This window comes from Bacteroidota bacterium, assembly GCA_020402865.1.
Lineage (GTDB): Bacteria > Bacteroidota > Bacteroidia > Palsa-965 > Palsa-965.
In genome coordinates, this window is sequence record JADBYT010000007.1 from 21,586 (window position 1) to 39,887 (window position 18,302).

An 18,302-nucleotide genomic window follows, 5' to 3' on the forward strand; every position below is an offset into this window, starting at 1 on the left:
GAAAATACACATTACCATTCTGCTGATTCATTAAGCAGGGCCCCTTTGCCATAATTGATTTCATCGAGAAACCGCTTCCTGTGCATTGCCCCCGCCCCGACGCGCAGCGAAGCAGCGCCCTCGCTGTAAATCTTCTCCACGCAAGCGGCAACCTGTTCCGGCAAAGGGGTTTCGGGTAAAAGAAAACCGGTGGTTTCATCCACTATTTCGGGCACACCGAATATGTGTGTGCCAATGAGCGGAATGCCCGCCGCTGCCGCTTCCATCATGGAAACAGGCAAACCCTCGTAACGGCTCAGGTTAATGAAAGCATGCACCGGCGAAGTGCGATAAAACTCAAGCACCTGCGCATTGGGCACAAAGCCACGAAGTTCGGCTGTAATGTGCGGCGGAAGCGTGGCGCAATGCGTCTTCAGCTTTTCGAAATCAACACCGTGCCCGAAATGCACCCAGCGTACCGGAAATGGCAGCAGCGCCAACGAATCTGCAATCAGCTCAACACGCTTGCGGCTGTCAACCGCCGAGCAGGAAACCACCGTAAATGCGGCACCATCATACATCGGATTATCAGCCTTGTGCGGTACACCGAGGTATGCAGTTTCAACTTTTGCCGCAAAGCCGGGGTAGGTTTCGCGCAGATAGCGCGCGCCGTGCTCCGAACACGGATGCAGCTTAGCCATGCGGCTAAGCCTGAAAGCCTTGAGGTAATTAGGCCGCGTGGCAAACACCGGATACAGATCGCCGAGGTGTGCACGGCTCACGAAGGTGTTTATTTTGCCCTGCGCGTTCAACACCGCAAGCATGGTACTCCACTGAAAAAACCAGTAGGAATAAAAGTAATTGCGGCTTTGCGGCTGTTTTTGCAGAAAAGAGACAAAGGCCTGCGCATGGCACAAGGCATTGTAAAACTGCTGCACCGCCCCTTTCAGGTGTGTAAAGCGGCGCAGTTCGCGGCGGCCGTGCTTCCACTCGGTAAGCAACACGCTAAGCAGCAGCGGCAAATTTTTCAGCAACAGCCACTTGCTGTATTTTACATCAGGCGGCAAAAAATGAACTTCTGCATTGGGCGGAACCGGTCGCTGGTAGCTGGCGCGGGCCTGCGGCAATATCACAACGCGATCAAAGCGGGCAGCAAGAAACTGCATCTCGTTTTCGAGATACTGCTCGCCCTCATCGAAGGGAAATTTATCGGTAAACAGATACAGCGTCTTCATTGCAGCGGTTTACGCGAATTAACCAGTTTATCAAAAAACACCACCAGTCGTTTCATTTTGGCGGCGTAATCCATATATGCCTCCGCATACTTCCTGAATTTCGTTCTGTTTTCGGTTGTCGTTGCCGTTAGGGCAAATTCGCGGAGCTGGGCAAGATCAATTAAACCGCTTTTCAGGTCCACTTGCAACCAGCCATAACCTTCCGGCATACGTTCTTTGGGCAAATCAGGATCGGGGAAAGCTGTAATTACGGGTACGCCTCTGGCCGCATATTCACGCACTTTCAATGCAGATGCTTCTTTAAGGCCCTTGCGTTCAATGGCCAGACTGGCTATAGCCAGATGAATATTTTGAAAAACCCTGTCAAGCTCAGCACCGGTAAGCGGGCCGGTAAATACAATCTTATCGCCACGGGTTGAAGCCAGTTTTTTTATCTCCTCACTAAAACTGCCTACCAGCCAGAGTTTCACATTATCATGCTCGCTTACCGACCGGATAAGCTTATCCGTGCCCTGCCAGTCAACCGAAACCGACGAGAGCATGAGCAAATGAAGCGTTCCGCCGGTAAATACGGGTCCGGTCACAAAGGGAATACGAGACGTGTCGATGCCATTTCCGGAGGTAATAGCCGGCACTTGGCTGTTCATCCGGTTCAGCTCATATTGTGTTATTTCGTCGGTTACCCCGATAATTCCGGCAGTTTTGCTTAACAAACGTGGAGCCAGATACTTCTCTGTCCAGAGCAAAGCCCCTTTGTTCCAACCGCTTTTTAGTATTCCGTGGTAATAAACCTCCAGTTCTTCAATTTCCTTCGTATTGTGCTCAAATACAAAGTTGAATTTACGAAGTAAACCGCCCATTGCGGGATTCATTGTCTTATACCGCATCAACACCATGTCGGGGTTGAGGCGGGTAAGTTCGCGGTCGAGCAAACGACCCACATGTTTACTTCTTCTGAAAAACGAAATGAGCTGAAACGGCCCCTTGCCCATCCATGCCGGTTCAACATACGTAATCTGAAGCGGAACAGCGCCGGGCGGAAGATCCTGAGGGTTGGGAACCTGCGCGCAAATGACAAGCGGAATAACCTCTGTGCCTGAATTGTTGAGGTGATGAATAACGTCTTTAATTTTATTCATTACACCGATGAGCGATGCATTATATGAATACAGATAAACTATTTTCATAATGAGCGGCTCAGTAAATTATTCAAAAGCGATTGCGGAAACTTAATTTCTGTGCCGGGTTCCAGGAGCGGCATGGCATCTACCTTCTGGGCATTCATAAGCGCGGCTATCATTCCGGCTTTGCCGGTTTCCAGCCGCAGGCCGGAAGTACCTATTAATCGGCCATAACCGGCTTCGGCATTGGGATGCGAGAAAATGGTGGGCACGCCAAGCTGCAGGGCTTCCACAGCAATTGTTGACCAGCCGGTGATATGTACATCTGCAAGTTGCAGCAGATGATACAGGTTTACTTTGGTTGGGCGCAGTGTTTCCACATTGGGCAAACCGGCCACCATTTCGTTAATTAGTTTACGTTCATCATCCGTTTGAACCGGATGAAACCGTACCAGCCAGCGCCAGTCTTTGGGAAGTTCTTTCATGGCCGCCAGCACGTGATCGGCCAGGCCGCGCTGCAAGCTTACAACCACAGTACGTTTTACCTCTTGGGCCTCGTTTCGCAATGCCTGAATTTCGTCTGATACAGGTACACCTGTTAAACTTTTCTGCATCCACAAATTGCCTCCGGTAAACGGAATGCCTTGTGGTCCGGCATTGCTTTGGCTGGTAAAACGCGTAAAATAATCGCTCCACATCCAGAAATAATGCGCCAGATAAGGACTCTCGCCAGCTGCGCCGTGCCAGCCATAATACATCGGGTTGTCTTGTCCGCCATGCTGTATATCAATCACAGGCACCCCCGCACGATGACATACCGAAGTTAAAGCGAGTGTTTGCTGATCGCAAAAATAGCAGGGCATAAATACGGCGCGCGGGCGCATTTTCGCAATAAGCGGCTGCAGCAATTCTTCCCACGCAAACACCCGTTCGGCAAAGCCCGAAACCGAATGATGCGAAGGCAGAAAACCCGCGTTTAGTTTTTTCAGCCAGGCAATTACATCATCCTCGGCCTTTTGCACATGCCCCAGCGTGGGTTTTAACCGGTAGCGCCGCAACCGGCCCAGTTTGCGCATTTCGTCCATCACCAGATCGCCCGACGCAATGACATCAACCGGATACATCAAATCAGTAAGCGGTATTGAACTGTTTCCGGCTACCTGTATTCTTGCCGCATTATATTGCTTACAAAGCCATTCGTAATAGGGATCAAGATGCCGGAAATAACCTTTGCCCTGAATAAAATCGGATGGCTTTTGTGTGGCCGAAAAGAAAAACAGCACCTTGTCCTTATGCTGTTCGGCAATCTGTGCCACACACTTCAGATAATCGCGCTTATTAATCTGTGGCTTTTTATGAAAACCGGATGCCGGAGCAGCTGTCTGACTCCCCGTATTCACTTCCAGATCTTCCTGATGCTGCGCCCTGAAAAAATCGTACATCACCTTGCGGCGTACAACAGGCCAGATGTTACGGCCATTGTAAGTATAACCAGCCACATCAAGCTGCTTTTCCATGTCGAAAAAAGCGTTCGTAAATGCGGTTCGGGTAATTGTAATTTTGGGCTTGGCTGAGGATTCAGACATGGGATAAAAGTAACTATTTATCCCTTTTCACAATACCGCTCACGAACTGGGGAAATAGCGGCCATAAACCAACATGAAGGTAATTACTTAACCTTCTTTCGAAGAAAACTGCAGCCGCTGGAAGAACTTGCCGAAGCCACAGCCTCAGGAAACTCGAAAAATTAAGCAAACATATCAAGCCATCGCGGTCATTTCGCCCCCGCACTGTCATAAGAGCCTGCACTGTCATTTCGAGACTGCACTGTCATTTCGAGCGCAGCCGAGAAAAGACAGTGTACTACTTCCGGTTCTTATACAAAGCCCCATTCAGGTTGGCATAACGAACAGTAATCTCAAAACCACCCATACCCCGTGTTACGGCTGTATATTTCGAAAGGTTGAAATCATAGGAAAAGCCGAGGAAAAAATCGCCGAGATCGTAATAAAACTGCGGGATAAGCGCATCTCCCACACGATAATGCAGCCCTGCGCCAATGCCTGATTCGGTATAGAAATTGGTGATTTTTGTGCCGTTTTGAATGCGGTATCGAATCATGGAGCCGAAAATAATTTCGTGCGCACTGCCCTGCTGCATGTAACAGGCCGAAGGGCGTAATGACCAACGCGTATCCGGAAAATCATAACGAAGCTGGGCATGGCCTACAATGCGCATAGGCAGTTTGGCAGCACCGCCACTATGATAACGCATGTTGGGCTGGTTGGCATGAAATACTGAAGCGCCCACCTGCAGTTCGGTTACATCTTTTCCTACCAGACTGCCCGCCACACTGCGGTACTGATAAACCACTCCGGCAGAAATATCAGGGTACAAAAACGAGGTAAGCAAATTGGCTTCGTTGTTTGGGGCATTGGGATCAAAATTGCCATTGATATACTGGCTTTCCCACTGCAAACCGGTAATGGTGGCCGAACGCTGACCAAGTCCGAGCTGCAAACCGGCCGAAATTTTTTGCTTCGGGCTCATCGGCAGAATGGCACTGCCCGAAATACTTCCCTGAAACGTACCAAACTTCGAATCGCCGGCCTGATCGCGAAAAACAAACATGCCTAAACCGAGATATGCCCGGTTCAGGGCCGGACGCAGCGGCATATCAAATGCAGCAGCCATTGTACGGTAGGGACTACCCATTTGCGCCCACTGCGATTTGTAATTGGTAGTAAACCGATATACCCCGTCGAACATGCCTGTGGCTGCCGGGTTGAGGTGCATGGGCAATTCTGCCATTTGCGAAAAATGAATATCCTGCGCAGTACTGCTGACAGCAAAACCCAATAATCCTGTAAAAATCAATACTCTTTTCATACGCGCAGGTATTTATCGCATCAGTGTAATATTGCCCGATTTCACCGAGGTTTTTCCATCGGCAAAGGTTACTTTGAGCATATAGGCATAAACGCCCGACGGACATTGCTGACCGTTTTGCGTACCGTTCCAGCCCTGCGCGAGATCAGTTGTCTGAAACACCGGCTGGCCCCAGCGGTTAAATACCACCCACTCAGCTTCCAGTACACCGGCCAGACCATGCACATACACCATTTCGTTGTTGCCATCGCCGTTGGGCGAGAATGCATTGGCTACAAATACATTTTCTATAATTTCTACTGTTTTGTAGTGTGCAATAATGTGGTCGGCCTGCGTGAGATCGGTACTTATACTATCATTCTGGGCATTGGGAGATGGAATATTGACCATTTCCCAGTAATCGAAAATGTAAAGCGGCGATGTAGGCTCGGTTTGCAGAATTATGGGTATTCCGCCAAAGTAACTGCCTGTCCACGGAAATGCATCAAGCGAAAGCGAGTTAAGCTGAACCGTACCTGCCCCCGGCGGCTGCACTTCTACGATTATTTCATAGGGACCGGTGAGGTCGTAGCAATCCATCATACCCTGAACCAGTGCTGTACAGCGGGTTTGAATAAAATTACGAAGTGCAGTTACGTTGGCCTGCCAGCCAGCCATACTCCCCCCCCATTTCTGAATCTGCCGCGGCATTTCGGGGGCTATTTCGGCTACCATTGTATCAAGCAACGCAATAAGCGAATCGCAGCTGAACGTGGTATTCATTAAATCCACATAACGGTTTATGTAATACTGCTTAAACGTTTCGTTCTGCAAGAGCGCATTAAGTATGGGAATATGGCCTTGTCCGCCGGGATCAGACAGGCTTTCAGGATTACAGGGATCAGCGTTTGCCGATACATCGGGAATACCCGTGTAATTGATGTAATGACCAAATGTAGCATCGTTATCCCAAAGCGTGTAACGCCATTTTTTCTTATCACCGTTCGGATCCAGACCCCGCCACCAGGCTGTATTCCAGTTGAGCCAGTCGGCCGATACTACAACAGAATTAAGAATCATGTAGTCGATCAGGCTTTTCCAGTTGTACACGCTGTCCACATAATCGAAGTTAGCCTGCACAGTCATGTTGTTGGTGGTCACAAAAGTCACAAAGCTGTTCCAGTCTGTTTGTGCCTGCGGTCCGCCGTATTCCGACCATGTTCCGCCCCATGTTTTCAAAAACTGAAGTTTATCCTCAGGCTGATCGTAGTAGTAATCCGTAAAATCATGATCATCAACTTTTTCACGAATTTCATACACGCCCCAGTATTGCCCGTTCATATACAGCACACAAGGTTCCCAGGTGCGTTCGTCCATAGCAAGTCCGGCCTGCTGCGAAAGATTATGGCAGTAGGCATCACGTATATGCGCGCCGCCGTTTTCGAAGGGATAGTTGTCGTTTGCTGCCGCTTTGATAATGATTTTCTGAAACTCATCACGGTCTTTGCGGCGAAACAACTTCCAGTCGAGCGCATCATTATACCCGAACTGATCGCGCGATACAAAGTCAATACCGCGCTGGTCGTAGGCCCATGAGTCGTTTCCGTGTTTATTTGAGTTGCCGGTTACTTCAGTACGCATTACACCGGTTTTGTCAAAGTATTCGAGCGCGGTAACGGGTTCGTCGCTCCAGTTTCCCTGCACCATCAGATCAGGCAGGTATTCGCCGCAAATAGAAAGTACAGCCACTGTATGCGGACTATTGATGAAGTAAGTATTGGTTTCGATAAAGCTGGCGGGAATGCCTGTTGTGCTGCTGAATGCTCTTGCCCGCACTACTTGTGTGGTGGCAATATTTATTGCGGCACTGTACACCGGCGATGTGGTGGTGGGTTCGGCTCCGTTGGTGGTGTAATGAATGGTTACATTCGGATCGGGTGAGGTGATGGTGAGACTAATGCTGCCGTTGTAAAAACCCGGCTGCTGGCTGAATACCGGCGTGGTGGCATAAGGCTGAAAGGGCGTGGCGGTGTTGTTGCTGGTGCCAAAAGTAGGGCTGGTGAAAATGCTCCAGCTGGAAGCTCCGTTGGTGGTGCGCCCCCACGAATGACCATTCTGGTGGCGGCGAAGTTTTACAGAGTCAAGCATGGTGCCCGATGCGTCTGACAATACAATTTCTTCGGGCTTGCATTGGGTGAGTTTAAAGCCGGCATGTATCCAGCCGCTGAAGACAATTCCACGGCCCGAACAGATTATGCGCGTAACGCTGCCTGCCGGAACACTGCCCGAAGGAATCTGCCACTTGGTGAGGTTGTTATCGTTATCCGTAATGTAATAGCCGGTAAGGTTTACAGCAGCTGTACCTGCATTGTAAATTTCAAACCAGTCGTGAAACTCGCCGAAATTATCGGCCTGGCTGTTTGTGTTGGCACATGAATACTCGTTGATAGATAACTGAGCGTGCAGAAAACTGCTGGAAATTACCAGGATGAATAGTAAAATGAGCTTACGCATAGTGGCGTATTTTTAATTTACATAACCGAGGAGATATGTAAATATAACAATCTGAAAACAAAAAAATTACCCGGAACGGTAAAAAAAAATTCCGGGGATTTTGAAATTCTGATTTTAATGGATTATCGGGGAATAACAGCAGCTTGCCTGCGTGCATCGGCCAGAATTACTTCGTCGAGTTCGAGAAGCGCGGCTATGGCCAGCTGCGAATAATTCTGCGACGCATTTCCAAAACTTCCCGCCTTTGTTTTCCACATGGTCATAATCAGCTCCATATTTCCTTCGCAGGGATTGATTGCCGAGAGCACTTTGTCAACGTTTCCGGCACCGGCATGATATACATGCAACACCAGCAATTTATACCAGAGCTCTTCGCCACAATAGCTGATGCCTCGTTTTTCGAGCATGGCATTGGTGTATGGAATACACACTGTGCGGATAAGCTTAGCTGCGGCCCAGGCCGATTTATCGAAATCCTTACGCTCATCGACATACTTATTTACTTTCAGCCCCATTTTTACAGCCACACCCTTCATGAGCTGAAAAGCACCGAATGCGCCCACATTTGACTTTTGCAGTTTGCCTGGGCTTTCGATAAGCAGAATGGCTTTCGCGTAGAAAGGATCAACCTCCTGCGCCAGAAAAATGGGGATGGCCCTGTCAATTTGCGGCACTACGCCGGCAGCATCGTAAAAATCGCCTTTACCCCGTGTAAAGAGGAGTTGTGCTGAATCAGGCAAATTGTTGCTTTGGCGGATACTGTCGCGGAATTTCAGCTGGCCTTCATCGCCCAGTTTATTCCAGTATTCGGCTGAACAGGCAAAATAAATATCACGCGTTACGGCATAACTGAGCACACCGCTGTCTGGCGAAAGACGCATTACTTTCCGCCAGAAATGCACACGTGCAAGTGTATCCAGCCCCATGCTGCGTATATCGGCAGTTTGAATATATTGCCGCCATGTGGTATCACGCAACCCGGGAATTGCAGTTACAATATCTGCCGTGTTGGGGCGGCTTTGCTGTGCTGCTAACCCTGTGCTAATGGCTCCCAGCAAAAGCGCAAGTACACCTGTTTTCAGTATAAAATTCATTATTTGTCCTCCTCCGTGTTTCTCAAAGAAACGTATTCAGTTCCGTATTATCGTATAGCAGGTGCCGGTTTTTTCAACGTTAAAAAGTTTATAAGGTTATTGAAATTCGGCATTTGCCTGCAATATTGTATCGTATTGACAAATAAGGCACCAAAACCAGCCTCTGCGGTAAGTAGTTTGCAATTATTCACAAAAAAAGCACCGGAAATCCGGTGCTTCAGTCAGCTCAACCGCAGGGATAATTGGTTGACTAACCGGGGAATGCCTGATTTTTTTGGTTATTCGGCAGGCTGGTTTCCACGCTTGCGATACACCAGTGTGAGCAAGTCGTTTCCTATTTCTATATAGCCATAATCGTAGCAGAAATAATAGACACCTCCTTTACGGGTGGTATAGATATGTGTGAAATATTGAAAACTAAACCCCAGTTCATTGAGCCTTTCTTTTGATACAATGGCCTTTTCATCGGGAATAAGATCTTCCAGAATTCGTCGGTTACGGCGCAGTATATTGTTGATGTTGCGCATGAGATTGTTTACATCACTATTGCGCTTGTTGTTGTAATTATTCCGGCACTGATCTGAGCAGAATTTTTTATCTGCCCTACCAATCATTTGTTCTCCGCAATCGAGACAGGTTTTTTGCATATAGTACGGCAATTATTTTGCGATATTACTCATACTTTACTTGCAATGTTTCACTATTTATTTATTACACCGGTTATTTTTTTCAACAGACGTTCAGCTTACTGATTGATAATTTATTAAACATTCTGATGATACAGGCATCCGTTAGGCCCTATTTCACAGCTAAATAATTAAAAAGCCCGGCACCATTGCTGGTGCCGGGCGAAACTAAAAACCATGGCGTAGTTTTTAGTGAGCCGGTGTCATTCGAAGAAAAATGAACCGGTAAACGTGAGGGTCTTATTGACCTTTTTCGTTCTTTTCGAGTTCTGACTTCAGGTTGGCCAGAGCGGAAACGTCGCCGAGGGTGGTTTTTTCGAGGTTGTCTTTCACCTTTTTAACCGCCTTCTTGGTTTCGTCGCTGGCGTTAGAAGCATCGGCATTTTTCTTACCACCACGGGCCGGACGCGCTTCTTTTTCTTCGATAGCGAGACCTTCTACGGTGTTGCGGTGAGAAACAATGATTTTCTTGGCTTCTTTGTTGAATTCGAGAACTTTGAAGTCAACCACTTCTTCAGCAGCAGCGTTTTTGCCATCGGCCTTAAGCAGGTGCTTGTTGGGGCAGAAAGCTTCTACGCCGTAGGGCAGCTGTACAACAGCTCCTTTGTCGTTTGCGCTGATAATGGTGCCTTGGTGTACTGAACCGATTGTGAATACGGTTTCGAATACATCCCAGGGGTTTTCTTCGAGTTGTTTGTGGCCGAGGCTCAGGCGGCGGTTTTCCACATCCACGTCAAGCACAACCACTTCGATGCTTTCACCAATTTTGGTGAACTCTGAAGGATGCTTGATTTTTTTCGACCAGCTGAGGTCAGAGATGTGAATAAGGCCGTCGATACCTTCTTCGAGTTCCACAAAAATACCGAAGTTGGTAAAGTTGCGAACGCGGGCATTGTGACGTGAGCCTTTCGGGTATTTTGAAAGGATTTCCTGCCACGGATCAGGCGAGTTTTGCTTGATACCGAGTGACATTTTGCGCTCGTCGCGGTCAATTGAAAGCACGGTAGCTTCCACTTCTTCGCCGATTTTGAGGAAATCCTGGGCACTGCGCAGGTGCTGCGACCACGACATTTCTGACACGTGGATGAGGGCTTCTACGCCGGGCTGGATTTCTACAAATGCACCGTAGTCGGCAATCACCACTACTTTGCCTTTTACTTTGTCGCCTACTTTCAGCTCTGCGCTGAGGGCTTCCCACGGGTGTGAGGTGAGCTGCTTCAGGCCGAGTGCAATGCGTTTCTTCTGATCGTCGAAATCGAGAATAACCACATTGATTTTCTGATCGAGCTTAACAATTTCTTCGGGGTGTGAAATACGGCCCCAGCTAAGGTCGGTGATGTGGATAAGGCCATCAACGCCGCCCAGGTCAACAAACACACCGTAAGAGGTAATGTTTTTAACGGTACCTTCAAGTACCTGACCTTTTTCGAGTTTGCTGATGATTTCGCGTTTCTGGGCTTCAAGTTCCTCTTCAATAAGGGCTTTGTGTGAAACCACAACGTTTTTGAATTCGTTGTTGATTTTCACTACCTTGAACTCCATGGTTTTGCCTACGTAAATATCGTAGTCACGGATCGGCTTCACATCAATTTGTGAACCCGGGAGGAACGCCTCAATGCCGAATACATCAACAATAAGACCTCCTTTGGTACGGCATTTTACATAACCCTTAATTACCTCGTCGGTAGAAAGGGCGCTGTTAATGCGTTCCCACGACTTCATGGCGCGGGCTTTCTTGTGCGAAAGAACGAGCTGTCCGTCTTTATTCTCCTGATTCTCAATGTACACCTCTACTTTGTCGCCCGACTTCAGATCAGGGTTGTAGCGGAATTCAGACAGCGGAATAACACCGTCGGATTTGAAGCCGATGTTTACAACGACTTCTTTTGAGTTTTTGTTTACAACCACCCCTTCAACAACCTCGTGATCGTTGATTGATTTCAGGGTCTGACCATAAAGCGCATCGAGGTTAGCAAGCTCTTCTTTAGAATAAAGATCAGCTTTTTTACCCACTGCGTTCCAGTCAAACTCGGGCGGGGTAATTGTGTTGTTTGTTGTTTCGGCCATTTGCCGTTTTGGTTTTAGGTGCTTTACAGCACTGGCACAACAACCGGCATTGTTGTACGAGTGAGACAAAAGATACTGCCGGGTATCTGTTTTTAAAACGGGCATCAAAGGTAAGTAATTATAGCCGGATTTGTGCTACTTCCGCTCATATTTTGGCAGACAAACCCTGAGGTGATGAAGAGATAATAAACACGCGCGGGCAGATTCCAGAATATGGCGGAAATAACTGAAAACCAGAAAACTAAAAAGCGGTAAGATCGTTAGCCGCTACCCGAAACTGCAAAACTGTTGAAAACTAATTTTCAGAAAAACTGGTTCATTTGAAATGCTACCTATATACTTGCGCCACAAAGTACATGAAAAGCCATGTTTTATTCTGTTTGTAAAACATGTTTTATTTGTTAACTTTGGAATATCATTTGAACCTAACCAAAAAACAGTCACATGAAAAAAGGATTACTCATTGCCATTGGCGTTGGTACAGGCCTTTCGCTTTCGGCGCAGCGTCCTGCCAATGTCGGAGGAGTTAAAAAGTGGGATCTTACCGGAATTAACAGCGCAAAGATTGACGCTGAATCGGTAAATTTCTTTGCCCAGGCATCGGCCACTGCCCGTAACGGCAACCCGACCGTTCAGGCAAACGGAACCAAATTCACCAGTTCACGTAACGCCTTCACCCTGCTGGTGTCTCAGTCAAACTGTATGACTGCTAACCAAGCACTTGGTGCCGCTATGTTCACCGCCCGTATCAGTGCCGACTGGAGCCCCCCGTCAGTAAACAGCGGTTTCATTGAGCACACCTGGACCACCAACAACGGTTCAAGCTGGGATTCAACCTACTTTGCAAACAACGGTACCAACCTTTACCGCTACCCTTCAGGAGCTATTTTCAACCCGGCTTCTAACACCACATTATCTAACGCATTTGCCGTGGGTGTTGGTCCTTATACCGATGGTTCTGGCTGGATGGGCAACTACTACAGCAGCCAGAATATGGTAAACGCTCAAACCAACGTAAACACCGTGGATAACGGTACCAGCTACATTGGCTTTGCACGTATCGACGTTCAGTCAACCGATCAGCATGTATGGGTTACCGCCGGTCTTTATACCGACCCGAACGGTACCACCGCACTCGCTCAGGGCTTCCGTGGCGCTGCGATCATGAAAGGCACCCTTTCATCTAATGCTTTCGTATGGCAGACCGACTCGATCAAGCCGACCTTCCACCAGGACGGTACAGGTGCTAACGATTGCTACACCATCACCCACCTTGCTTTCTCACAAGACGGCAACACCGGTTATGCAGTATTCTTCGGTGTAGATGCTTCTGCAACCACTTCACAAACACGCACCTTCAGCCCGCTGGTTTGGAAAACAACCGACGCCGGTGCTACCTGGACCCGTTACCAGCAGAACTTTGACTTCACCACCATCTCTACAATCAGCAACAACCTGATTCAGGCTTCTGATGGTAACCTCAAGCCCTGGTTCTCTCAGAACAACGGTTCTGACGTAACTGTGGACAACAACGGCCAGCTGCACATTTTCTGCGAAGTAGGCAGCGGTGCTTCTAACGACAACGATTCACTCGGCTTTACCTGGACACTGACCGGCGCTAACAATACCGCCCGTCACTTCATGTACGACGTACACACCACCACCAACGGCTGGAATGCATGGCTGATTGACACCCTGTTGAGCTCACCCAACGATCAGACCTCACAGTGGTCAGACGGTACCAGCACTTTTGCTACCGATGCCCGTGCTCAGATTTCACGTTCTAGCGACGGTACCAAACTGTTCTACATCTATTCTGACACCGATCCGAACATTGGCGCTGGCGACAACAACTTCCCGAACCTCTTTGGCCGTGCAGTTGACCTGAGCATTGCTAACGTTAACGCTAACGCAACCGCTCGTCAGCAGTTCTCTACAGACGACAACCTGTTCTGGCAGTATGTGTCTAACATCACACTCGTTAACGGTACCACCTACACTGTTCCTGTATCCAACTCACTCGCACGCGACCTGAGCTTCAACATGCTCACTCCGTTCGATCACTACTACATGAACAACGTACAGTTCACTGCTGCTCAGTTCAACACCACCGCTGACCTTTCAGCTGTAGGTATTGAGGAGTTTGCTTCTGTAGGTACACTCAACTTCTTCCCGAACCCGGCCAACGACCAGATCAATGTAGTGCTCGACCTGATCAACAGCGAGAACGTAAGCATTGAAATCGTAAACAGCCTTGGTCAGACCGTTCTCGTTGAGAACCGCGACCTCGCTGCCGGTAACTCAGTTGTTCGCATGAACACTGAAAACCTCACCGAAGGTGTTTACTTCCTCACTGTAACCGCTGGCAACGCCCGCGCAGTAGAGAAAGTAGTTATTCAGTAATTGAATAATTGAAATTACGGAACGGCTGTTACACCTGTAACAGCCGTTCTTTTTTTATGTCCGATATCATTGATTTATTTAATCCGCTTCACTACTTTAGGAAAAACATATTATTTCAATAAATGAAAAAGTATATAACTCTCTTATTTGCGATTCTGACTGTATCATTAAGTGCTCAGTCTAATTCTGCGTTACGTTTTTCGCTTTACGCCGGAGCAGGTATTAATTCCTACGCAAAACCAGTTTACGAACGCTTTGGCACTACACCCACCGGAAGTATCTGGGATGCAGGCCTGGCAATTCACCGGGTGATGAAAAAGGAAAACATGCACGTGAATAAGTTATATGCAGGTGTACGCTATGAGAACATGAATGAATACAGAATAGATCACAGCAGCCCCGGCGGTACGCTCTACAATCAGGAAACCGATCAGCGGGCACTGTATCTACGTCTGGCCTTTATTCATGAACATTTTCTGGCAAAGCGATATTTCCTCCTGTTCAGATTCAACAGCAATTTTCTGGTTCAGCAAAGGCATACCGGTTACAGTTATTCAAATATTCCAAGCCGGCCGGAAGAATACACTTATTTCATGAATGCAAATGACGAAAACCGTAAAGCATCTTATTTCACAGGTGGATTTGGCTTAGGAATTAATTTACCTTATGGCTTTCAGCTTGAGTCGCTTATTGAACCCGGTTCTTCGCCGCATGCGGATTATAAATTGTTTCTCGGCGGGTCACTTAACCTGAGCTGGCGTATTGGTAAAGAGCAGCAAACAACCAAAGAATAAATAACGATCTGTGAGGAGAGATTTCGAATGTATGTGTGTAAGCAAATTTTTTATCGAACGCTCCTGTTCACAACGGTTATGGTTTTATATACCGCTGTGTCCTTAGCACAACCACTTGTGGTAAACGAGCGTCTAAAACGGATAAATGTACAGGCGGGAAATATCGCTTTATGGAATTCGTTCACCAACAGATTAGCCAATATGCCTTGGGGCTGGTTTTGCCATCTAAACACCAGTAAATACTGGCAGCAAGACAACAGACGCGCCACACGTGCGGGTGTAGGATTAAGGTATGAACGTATGTTTGCCTTTACGCAATACAACTCGTTCACGCACATTTCCACAGAAGGATACCGCGAAAAAAACCAGAAAGCCCTTTACGTACAGCTCGACCTGATGCGCGAAATCCCTTTCGGACAATCGCCGGTTTACAGTATTTGGGGTGCTTCGGTGAATATTAAAGCCTGGGGTGTGCATACCGGAACTTACTATTCTACCAATCCGTTTGGAACCATAGTTGAACGATACATCAATCAGAAAGATCAAACACGCAGGGCTGTTTATGCTGTTGCAAACATGGGCATTGGTGCCAAAATAGGCAGCAGGGCCGGTATTGAACTATTGTTTCACGGCGGCTTTTCGCCCAACGAAAACCACAAAGCTTCTATTGGCAGCAGTTTAGGCTTGTTTCTGAATCTGGGCAAGCCTGATACGAAGGAGAAAACACTCTTCTTTCAGGGAATATGATCTGCCGAAATGGCGTGTTTAACTGAGGTGTTGCGCAATAATGGCGCTGTTCAGCTTCTTTTTCTGCCCTATTTTCAGGTTTATGGCAATGGTATGTGCTTTGTGTACTTGTTTGCATAAATCAATTATCCGTTTTGCCATTTATTGATCATAAATTATGAACCTGAACAACTTTACCATTAAATCGCAGGAAGCACTGCAACAGGCTCAGCAAATTGCTGCCGGTTCAAGCCATCAGACACTTGAAACCGCTCATATGCTCAAGGGTATTCTTGAAGTGGATGAGTCGGTTACCCCTTTTTTATTGAAGAAACTAAATATCAACGCGCCGCTTTTTGAGAAGCTGACCGATAAAATCATTGAAAGCTATCCCAAAGTATCAGGCGGTTCGGGGCAATACCTCTCAGGCAAATCAAATGAGGTGGTGATGAAGGCTATGAACAGCCTGAAAGAAACGGGCGATGAGTATGTGAGCATTGAGCACCTGTTGCTGGGCTTACTGGCGGTTGACGATCAGGTGAGCCGCATGATGAAAGACAACGGCTTTACGGCGAAAGACCTGAAAACAGCTGTAAACGAACTCCGCAAAGGCGCCAAAGTAACCAGTTCTTCGCAAGAGGAAACATATAATGCACTGTCGAAATACGCTATAAACCTGAACGAGATGGCCCGCAGCGGCAAGCTTGATCCGGTTATCGGCCGCGATGAGGAAATACGCCGTGTGCTTCAGATTCTTTCGCGACGCACCAAAAACAACCCGATTCTGGTGGGCGAACCCGGCGTGGGCAAAACCGCCATTGCCGAAGGACTTGCGCACCGCATTGTAAACGGCGATGTGCCGGAGAACCTGAAAACAAAACAGATTTACTCGCTCGACATGGGTGCACTTATTGCCGGGGCCAAATACAAGGGCGAGTTTGAAGAGCGCCTGAAAGCCGTGGTAAAGGAAGTAACCGGCTCAGATGGCCAGATTATTCTCTTCATTGATGAGATACATACGCTGGTAGGTGCCGGCGGCGGCGAGGGGGCAATGGATGCGGCCAACATTCTGAAACCCGCTCTTGCCCGTGGCGAACTACGTGCAGTGGGCGCCACCACACTCAACGAGTTTCAGAAATACTTTGAAAAAGACAAAGCGCTCGAACGCCGTTTCCAGAAAGTACTGGTTGACGAGCCCAGCGCCGAAGATGCGATTTCCATTTTACGCGGCATTAAGGAGAAATACGAAACCCACCACAAGGTGCGCATAAAAGACGAAGCGATTATTGCCGCGGTGGAACTCTCGCAACGCTACATCAACGAACGCTTTTTGCCCGACAAGGCCATTGACCTTGTGGACGAAGCCGCTTCCAAACTGCGCATGGAAATAAACTCCATGCCGGTTGAGCTTGAAGATGTGGAGCGTAAAATACGCCAGCTTGAAATTGAACGCGAGGCTATTAAACGCGAAAACGACCCGCACAAACTCGAAGAGCTGAACCGCGATATTGCCGAACTTACCGATAAACGCTCGGATTTACGGGCGCGCTGGCAGCAGGAAAAAGATGTGGTTGACAGCATACAGCGCGAAAAGGAACTCATTGAACAACTCAAGTTTGAGGCCGACACAGCCGAGCGCGCCGGCGATTACGGTAAGGTAGCTGAAATACGCTACGGCCGAATTCGCGAGTCGGAGCAGCGGCTGGATGAGGCAAAAGCCCGGCTGGCCGAGTTGCAGCACAAAGGCTCAGCCATGATTAAGGAGGAAGTGGAAAGCACCGAAATTGCAGCCGTGGTGAGCAGCTGGACCGGCATTCCGGTGGCGCGCATGCTGCAGGGTGAACGCGAAAAACTGCTGCATCTCGAAAACGAGTTGCACAAACGCGTGGTGGGCCAGCACGAAGCCATTGAAGTAATTGCCGATGCCGTGCGCCGCAGCCGTGCCGGTATGCAGGATGCACGCCGACCAATAGGCTCGTTTATTTTCCTCGGCACTACAGGCGTGGGCAAAACCGAACTGGCCAAGGCGCTGGCCGATTTCCTCTTTAACAACGAGGCTGCACTTACGCGTATTGACATGAGCGAATACCAGGAGCGGCATAGTGTGTCGCGACTGCTGGGGGCGCCTCCGGGATACGTGGGCTATGAAGAGGGCGGCCAGCTTACCGAAGCCGTGCGCCGCAAGCCATACAGCGTAATATTGCTCGACGAGATTGAAAAGGCGCACCCCGATGTATTCAACATTCTGCTGCAGGTGCTCGACGACGGGCGTTTGACCGACAGCAAGGGTCGCGTGGTGAATTTCAAAAACACCATTGTGATTATGACCTCCAATCTCGGCGCGCACATTATTCAGGAAAACTTCGAGGGCATAAACGAAATAAACCGCGAAGAAGTGCTTGCCAAAACGCGCCGGGAAGTGTTTGACCTGCTGCGCAAGAGCCTGCGGCCGGAGTTTTTGAACCGTATCGACGAGTTGATCATGTTTGAACCACTTAGCCGCGAAAATGTGGAAGAAATTGTGCGTATTCAGTTTGAGCAGATTGTGGAACGCGCTGCAGACAACCACATCCGCCTCACGGCCACACCCGAAGCCATTGAATGGCTGGCCGAACTGGGCTACGATCCGCAATACGGCGCACGGCCTGTAAAACGCCTCATGCAGAAGAAAGTGCTCAACGAACTTTCCAGGCAGATTCTGGCCGCCAATGTACAGGCCGGGCAACATGTGGTGGTGGATGTGTTTGAACGCGAAATTGTGTTCCGCGCACCGGTGGAAAAGGAACTTGAGAAAGTGTAATGCAAAGGATAAACT

Annotated in this window: 12 protein-coding genes; 4 read left to right on the plus strand and 8 right to left on the minus strand. The window is 48.5% G+C overall.

Annotated elements, in window-relative coordinates; genetic code table 11:
• Nucleotides 1–11 precede the first annotated feature (11 nt).
• From IM638_05350 to rpsA, 8 genes are all read right to left on the minus strand, one after another.
• Nucleotides 12–1,214: a glycosyltransferase gene (locus tag IM638_05350; protein MCA6362441.1), complete on the minus strand. Its 1,203-nt coding sequence runs from the start codon at nucleotides 1,212–1,214 to the stop codon at nucleotides 12–14.
• Nucleotides 1,211–2,401, minus strand: a complete 1,191-nt coding sequence (locus tag IM638_05355; GenBank protein ID MCA6362442.1) for a glycosyltransferase — start codon at nucleotides 2,399–2,401, stop codon at nucleotides 1,211–1,213. Before IM638_05355 ends, IM638_05350 begins: the two co-directional genes overlap by 4 nt.
• Complete coding sequence (locus tag IM638_05360) at nucleotides 2,398–3,921, minus strand: hypothetical protein (GenBank protein MCA6362443.1); 1,524 nt, start codon at nucleotides 3,919–3,921, stop codon at nucleotides 2,398–2,400. The genes IM638_05355 and IM638_05360 overlap by 4 nt, the downstream gene beginning before the upstream one ends.
• A gap of 277 nt (nucleotides 3,922–4,198) precedes the next feature.
• Entirely contained in the window at nucleotides 4,199–5,224 is a 1,026-nt protein-coding gene (locus tag IM638_05365) for a PorP/SprF family type IX secretion system membrane protein (GenBank protein ID MCA6362444.1), read from the minus strand.
• A gap of 12 nt (nucleotides 5,225–5,236) precedes the next feature.
• Nucleotides 5,237–7,717, minus strand: a complete 2,481-nt coding sequence (locus tag IM638_05370) for a CotH kinase family protein (protein ID MCA6362445.1) — start codon at nucleotides 7,715–7,717, stop codon at nucleotides 5,237–5,239.
• 122 nt (nucleotides 7,718–7,839) lie between these two features.
• A complete protein-coding gene (locus IM638_05375) occupies nucleotides 7,840–8,811 on the minus strand; it encodes a transglycosylase SLT domain-containing protein (GenBank protein MCA6362446.1) in 972 nt (323 codons plus the stop codon).
• A gap of 278 nt (nucleotides 8,812–9,089) precedes the next feature.
• Nucleotides 9,090–9,458 carry a hypothetical protein gene (locus IM638_05380; protein MCA6362447.1) on the minus strand — a complete coding sequence of 123 codons (369 nt, stop codon included), beginning with the start codon at nucleotides 9,456–9,458 and terminating at the stop codon, nucleotides 9,090–9,092.
• 279 nt (nucleotides 9,459–9,737) lie between these two features.
• A complete protein-coding gene (gene rpsA, locus IM638_05385) occupies nucleotides 9,738–11,564 on the minus strand; it encodes a 30S ribosomal protein S1 (GenBank protein MCA6362448.1) in 1,827 nt (608 codons plus the stop codon).
• A 444-nt stretch (nucleotides 11,565–12,008) separates the two neighbouring features.
• Between rpsA and IM638_05390 the strand changes: the two genes are divergently transcribed.
• The 4 genes from IM638_05390 to clpB all read left to right on the plus strand — a co-directional run bounded on the left by IM638_05390 (nucleotide 12,009) and on the right by clpB (nucleotide 18,287).
• On the plus strand, nucleotides 12,009–13,967 hold the full coding sequence (locus tag IM638_05390) for a T9SS type A sorting domain-containing protein (protein MCA6362449.1): 1,959 nt from the start codon (nucleotides 12,009–12,011) through the stop codon (nucleotides 13,965–13,967).
• Nucleotides 13,968–14,089: 122 nt separating this feature from the next.
• Entirely contained in the window at nucleotides 14,090–14,761 is a 672-nt protein-coding gene (locus IM638_05395; GenBank protein MCA6362450.1) for a hypothetical protein, read from the plus strand.
• Nucleotides 14,762–14,857: 96 nt separating this feature from the next.
• Nucleotides 14,858–15,508: a hypothetical protein gene (locus IM638_05400; GenBank protein MCA6362451.1), complete on the plus strand. Its 651-nt coding sequence runs from the start codon at nucleotides 14,858–14,860 to the stop codon at nucleotides 15,506–15,508.
• A 157-nt stretch (nucleotides 15,509–15,665) separates the two neighbouring features.
• Nucleotides 15,666–18,287, plus strand: coding sequence for an ATP-dependent chaperone ClpB (clpB, locus tag IM638_05405; GenBank protein ID MCA6362452.1), 2,622 nt, complete (start codon nucleotides 15,666–15,668; stop codon nucleotides 18,285–18,287).
• Nucleotides 18,288–18,302 lie beyond the last annotated feature (15 nt).